The 6,115-nt window shown below is 37.2% G+C and carries 5 protein-coding genes; 1 reads left to right on the top strand and 4 read right to left on the bottom strand.

Annotated features, from left to right (window positions below):
• Positions 1 to 285: 285 nt before the first annotated feature.
• Entirely contained in the window at positions 286 to 2,166 is a 1,881-nt protein-coding gene (gene htpG / locus GZA11_RS10285) for a molecular chaperone HtpG (RefSeq protein WP_163183723.1), read from the bottom strand.
• 219 nt (positions 2,167 to 2,385) lie between these two features.
• Complete coding sequence (locus tag GZA11_RS10280) at positions 2,386 to 3,366, bottom strand: PAS domain S-box protein (protein WP_163183721.1); 981 nt, start codon at positions 3,364 to 3,366, stop codon at positions 2,386 to 2,388.
• Between the two features lie 362 nt (positions 3,367 to 3,728).
• On the opposite strand from GZA11_RS10280, the gene GZA11_RS10275 reads away from it, so the two are divergent.
• Positions 3,729 to 4,346 (top strand): YitT family protein, encoded by a 618-nt coding sequence (locus tag GZA11_RS10275; protein ID WP_038541443.1) that lies wholly within the window; start codon positions 3,729 to 3,731, stop codon positions 4,344 to 4,346.
• A gap of 9 nt (positions 4,347 to 4,355) precedes the next feature.
• On the opposite strand, the gene cysC is transcribed toward GZA11_RS10275, so the two are convergent.
• Both cysC and sat read right to left on the bottom strand, forming a co-directional pair.
• Positions 4,356 to 4,955: an adenylyl-sulfate kinase gene (gene cysC, locus GZA11_RS10270; protein WP_163183718.1), complete on the bottom strand. Its 600-nt coding sequence runs from the start codon at positions 4,953 to 4,955 to the stop codon at positions 4,356 to 4,358.
• 11 nt (positions 4,956 to 4,966) lie between these two features.
• Entirely contained in the window at positions 4,967 to 6,115 is a 1,149-nt protein-coding gene (gene sat, locus GZA11_RS10265; protein ID WP_163183717.1) for a sulfate adenylyltransferase, read from the bottom strand.

The following is a 6,115-nucleotide window of genomic DNA, read 5'->3' as shown; positions in this document are numbered from 1 at the left end:
TTACTCTGTATCACCTTCGGCAGAAAGGGCTTTGTTTTGTCATGCAAACTCACCCAGTGATACCTAGCCTCATATGAAGTTCGTGTTCCTCAGACCGGAAGTTTGCCGCTCGCTTCCTTCAGATTCCGCGTCACCACGGACACCCTTGCGTTAAGCTAACTGCTACTTCTGCCTTCGCAGCTCGGGACTTTCACCCTATAGATTACACCCATGCCGGGCGCACACAAAAAAGGATTGCCGTTTTAAACGTGCAATCCTTCTCGAAAATGCTAGGGTCGTTCAAAATTATACCATAATTTTACAAATATTATTCGTAAACTCTACTGGATCTTCGATTGGGAGCCCTTCAATAAGAAGCGCTTGGTTGTATAATAATCCAGTATATAGTGTCAATCGATCTTTATCTTTTTCAAAGGCATCCTTCAATGATTGGAACACCTCATGGTTAACGTTGATCTCCAACACCTTATCAGCTTTAACATTTTGACTGTTTGGCATCGCATTTAAAATCTTTTCCATTTCAATGGATAAAGCGCCATCGGTAGTCAAGCAGACAGGATGTGATTTCAGACGTTTGGAGATACGAACATCTTTGACTTTCCCATCAAGAACCTTTTTCATAAAGTCAAACAGTTCTTTATGTTCTTTTTCCTCAGCAGCAGTATCTTCTTGCTTGTCATCCGCGTCCAAACCTAAATCTCCGCTTGAAACGGATTTAAATTCCTTATCTTTATAAGACATTAACATACGTATAGCAAATTCATCGATATCGTCCGTGAAGTATAAAATTTCATAGCCTTTATCTGCGACAAGCTCGGTTTGAGGTAGTTTTTCAATACGTTCATTTGTTTCGCCGGTTGCATAGTAAATATATTTTTGATCTTCAGGCATTCTAGAAACATATTCATCTAAAGTAACAAGTTTCTTTTCTTTAGAAGAATAGAACATTAAGAGATCTTTTAATTCCTCTTTATGTGCACCAAAATCGCTATAAACGCCAAATTTCAGCTGTCTACCAAATGACTGATAAAATTTCTCATATTTCTCTCTGTCATTTTTCAATAGGTTTAATAACTCACTTTTAATTTTCTTATTAATATTTTTGGCAATTAGCTTTAATTGGCGATCATGTTGTAACATTTCTCTTGAAATGTTCAGTGATAAATCTTCTGAATCTACCATACCCTTAACAAAAGAGAAATAATCAGGTAATAGATCCGCACATTTATTCATAATCAAGACTCCACTTGAATACAGCTCCAAGCCTTTTTCATATTCGGCTGTATAATAATCGAATGGAATCTTTTCTGGAATGTATAAAATGGCTTGATAACGTACCGCACCATCTACATTAATATGGATGTGTTTAAGCGGTTTATCAAATCCGTAATGTTTTTCTGAATAGAAATTATTGTAATCTTCCTCAGTCAATTCTTTTTTATTTTTTCGCCAAATTGGAACCATGCTGTTAATGGTTTCTTCTTCTTTGTATTGCTCATATTCTGACTCGCTGCCTTCTTTGAGCCTGCTTTTTGTCACATCCATCTTAATTGGATAACGGATGAAGTCAGAGTACTTTTTAATGATGGATTTTAAGCGGTATTCTTCCAAATACTCATCATAATTTTCTTCTTCTGTGTTTTCTTTAATTTTTAAAATAATCTCTGTTCCAACGGATTCTTTTTCACAAGGTTCAATGGTGTAGCCTTCTGCCCCTCTTGATTCCCATTTATAGGCTTCTTTACTACCTAAAGCTTTACTAATAACCGTAACCACATCTGCGACCATAAAGGCGGAATAGAAACCAACACCGAACTGGCCAATGATATCATAACCATCCTTTAGTTCGTTTTCGGTTTTAAATGCCAAAGAGCCACTCTTTGCAATGGTTCCAAGGTTATTTTCAAGCTCTTCTTTCGTCATTCCGATTCCTGTATCGATGATTTTTAATGTACGGCTTTCTTTATCTGCTTCTATTTTTATATAGTAATTGTCTTTGTCAAAAGTTAATGATTCATCTGTTAGCGCTTTATAATATATTTTGTCAATGGCATCGCTTGCATTGGAGATTAACTCTCTTAAAAAAATCTCGCGATGGGTGTAAATGGAATTGATCATCATGTCTAATAACCGTTTGGATTCCGCTTTAAACTGCTTCGTTTCCATTTAAGACCTCTCTCCTTTGTTTTGTAACGTTTACATTCAATCGATTATATATTTAAAAACAATTAGCACTCTATCAATCAGAGTGCTAATCCAATAATTAAATAACATAAAATACCGGTTCCGTCAATAGGACTCCACTAGGTACCAAACTTTCCTTGCCCCCCGCTCACTATCGACTATGTAAGGGAGTCTATCCAATAAGTGAAACTTCCGAACTGCTTATTCGTCACATTCCTCAGGTTTAGACATTTGTAGTAATTCGTTTAGGATCCATTCCATCCGATTCACTTCTGTTTGAATCCTTTCAATATACTTTGAATTCATCTTTTGTTCTGCTTCCATTTGCAAAAGCACTTCTTTTATTGAGGATAATGGGTGATTAATTTCATGGACAATACCGGCTGCCAACTGCCTAGCGGCTGAAAGTTTTTCCGTTTGTAGTAGCATTTCTTGCCTTTTTTTCTTTTCAGTTATATCGCGTATCATAATATGGCGTACAGGTTGATTCTGGTAGATCGCTGGAATCGATTTTATCTCTGCGTAAATGATTTCCCCGTCTTTCCTAATCAGTTTTTCTTCCATTATTTCAGCCGTTTTTCCAGACTCGACCTCTTCCACTCGTTTTCTAACAATGTCGCAGTAAGCATCATCCAAGTAATCATAAACACTTTTTCCAATCAATTCACTTTTATCTTTAGCCCCAATTAATGCGACCGCGGTGTCGTTTGCATAGAGTATCTCCTCTTTCTTTGCAATGACGACTGCATCAGGAGAATGTTCCACGATGGCCATATAAACTTCTTCTCTTTGCCGGAGTTCTTCATTCTGTTTTCTTCTTCTTTCCTTTATTTCGGTGATATCTTTGGCAATCGCATATACCCCAACAATCTCTTCTGAAATGACAATCGGATAGATAGTAATATTGATATCAACGAGTTTTCCACTTTTATGGATGATTTGGCAATCGAAATTTTGCAGTTTTCCTTCCAGCGATTTATAAAAAAAGGAAATAGCTCGATCCAAATGCTCCAATTTGACTACTTTAACATACGACATTTTTGATAGCTCAGAAGCTTCATAACCAAAAATTTGTTCACAAGCTGGATTTAATGGAATGAAATATCCATCCAAATCCATCGCATAAATCGCATCAGAATCACAAGCAAATAAGGATTCATAACTGCTTAGCCCTTTTGACAAATGCTTTTCCAGCAAGATTTTCTTTTTTCGCTTTATATTTGATATAGAACTTGTCATCTCTCTTAAAAAGTTCCTTTCTTTATGATTAAAATTAGCAAAAAGCCAAATTAGAAAAAGTCAAATTTACGACTTCTAATTTGGCTCTTGTCTTAGATCAAGTATTCCTGTCCATCATACTTACGATTTCCCAATCAACAATGATTCTCATTATTACTCCTACTATCTTATAGTAATAGGAAATGGATATTTTATCAACAATCATATTTTAACATGCTTTTACATAAAATAGACAAGCAAAGCTAGTCCAGGGGGAATGAATGTGGCAATAATCCAAAAAATTCTTAAAGTTCCATATCAATAGGATGAAACGATTCATCATTACTTATAGCTGTTTGTTTTTTGGAGCTACTCTACAAGGTATGGCCATGTCCTTGTTTTTATTCCCACATTCCATTCCTTCTGGGGGTGCGGCAGGACTAGCCATATTGATGAACCATTGGTTTAATCTCTCACTCGGTTTTTCCTTATGGTTGGCCAATATTGTCTTTCTCCTATTTGCCTTAAAATTTTTTGGGTTTACATGGACGATTCGGACAATCCTTTCCGTGGCAACCACTTCTATGACAGTTAGTCATTTCACTACCCATATTCCACATATACATACTCATATGATATTAGACTTGATTGCTGGAAGTCTGTTTTTTGGAATCGGGGTAGGGCTATTAATCAGATCAGGTGCCTCTAGCGGGGGAATGGTGATTCCTGCCTTGATGATTGCAAACTATAAGAACTGGAGCCCCGGCAAAGTAATGATGGGGATTAATTTGTTCATCTTTTTATTAACCGCTATGGTCATTGATTATAAAATTGTCCTTTTTGCGGTGATCTGCCAATTTTTCTCAACCAATATTATTGATTTTATCTATCATTTACGATTTGAAAAATTAATGTTCCTGACGGCGAATTGGCGAAGGAGATAGAAGATCCAGTCAGAGGATCTTTCTATCTTCTAAATAGGTGATGATTTTATGGACCGCTTCCTCCATACTCTCACGATTGGATTCAATGATGATCTCTGGATGTTGGGGGATTTCATAGGGAGAAGAAATTCCTGTAAATTCCGAAATTTCTCCTTTTCTTGCCTTTTCGTATAATCCTTTTGGATCACGCTCCTCACATACTTGTATCGGACAGTTTAAGTAAATTTCAATAAACTCTCCTGGTTCAAACATGTTTCGGACTAACTGTCGATCTGCAAGATAGGGAGAAATAAAAGCAGCAGAAACAATTTGGCCACTGTCCACAAAGAGTTTTGCTACTTCCCCAATTCGGCGGATATTTTCCCTTCGATCTTCTTTATTAAATTGTAAATCTCGATTTAATCCATGACGAACATTATCTCCATCCAATACATAACTATGGACTCCTCTCTGATATAAGGCTTGATCAACAGCATTTGCCAAAGTGGACTTTCCTGATCCTGATAAACCAGTAAACCAAAGGACACAACTTTTATGGCCGTTTAAAACATGTCTATCCTCTTTCGTCACTGAAGAGTGATGCCATGTAAGATGATTGCTTTTTCCCATGTTCCTCCCCCCTAATGTTTGTAATATAGTTCCTTCATGCCTTGGATTAATATCTCCACAACCTCCGGACGGCTAAATTCTTTTGGCGGCTGCTCCCCGTTGGATAACATACTTCTCACCTTTGTACCAGAGAGAATGACATGGTATTGAGGATCATGGGGGCATGTTTTTTCAGATGCCATATTTTCGCATTTTTTGCAGTAAAAACTATGTTCAAAAAATAGCGGTTTGATTCCCAACTCCTCCTCACTAAAGTTGGAAAAGATTTTCTGAGCGTCGTACGTACCATAATAATTCCCTACTCCAGCGTGATCTCTTCCCACAATAAAATGAGTGCAGCCAAAATTTTTCCTAACGAGTGCATGAAAAATGGCTTCCCTCGGGCCTGCGTAACGCATTGCTGCAGGGAAAACGGACAAGAACACTCTATTTTTCGGATAATAATGTTCTAATAATACTTGATAACTTTTCATTCGTATTTCACTTGGAATATCATCAGATTTCGTCTCACCCACTAATGGATGTAAAAATAATCCATCAACTGTCTCTAATGCCGTTTTTTGAATGTATTCGTGAGCCCGATGGACTGGATTTCGAGTTTGAAAGCCAACCACCGTTTTCCACCCTAATTTTTGAAACGTTTCTCTTGTCTCTTTCGGGTCTAGAAAATATCGATCAAACATGCCTTTTTCCGGTCTGTTGATAAGGGTAATCGGTCCACCGATGTACACATCTGGCCGTTCAAACAGTTTTTTAACCCCTGGATGTGCGAGTTCAGTGGCTTTATAAACTTTTTCAGCTTCCAGCCTTTTATCTGGATAAAATTTTTCTTTTACCTCCATGACTCCATAGACTTTTTGCTTATAAGTAAGATGAATATGTTCCCCTAATTTTAGCTCTTTCGCTTTATTATGGGGGACGGCCAATGTTATCGGCAGTGACCAAGGAAGACCTGATGTAAGCCTCATATGATATAACACGGATTCATAATCCGCTTCTCCCATAAAACCTTCTAGAGGACTGTATGCTCCATTTGCAATTAATTCTAAATCACTTAGTTCTAATCGACTTAATTCCACATGGTTCAAAGAGGGATCAACTTTTAGATTTTCATTGATTCGATGAATCAGTATTCCTCCGTGTGGGATACTTCTTGTCAT

This window comes from Neobacillus sedimentimangrovi (genome assembly GCF_010614825.1).
GTDB lineage: Bacteria > Bacillota > Bacilli > Bacillales > Cytobacillaceae > Neobacillus > Neobacillus thermocopriae.
The sequence above is the reverse complement of the archived record's forward strand: the minus strand, read 5'-3'. Positions and strand labels throughout refer to the sequence as shown.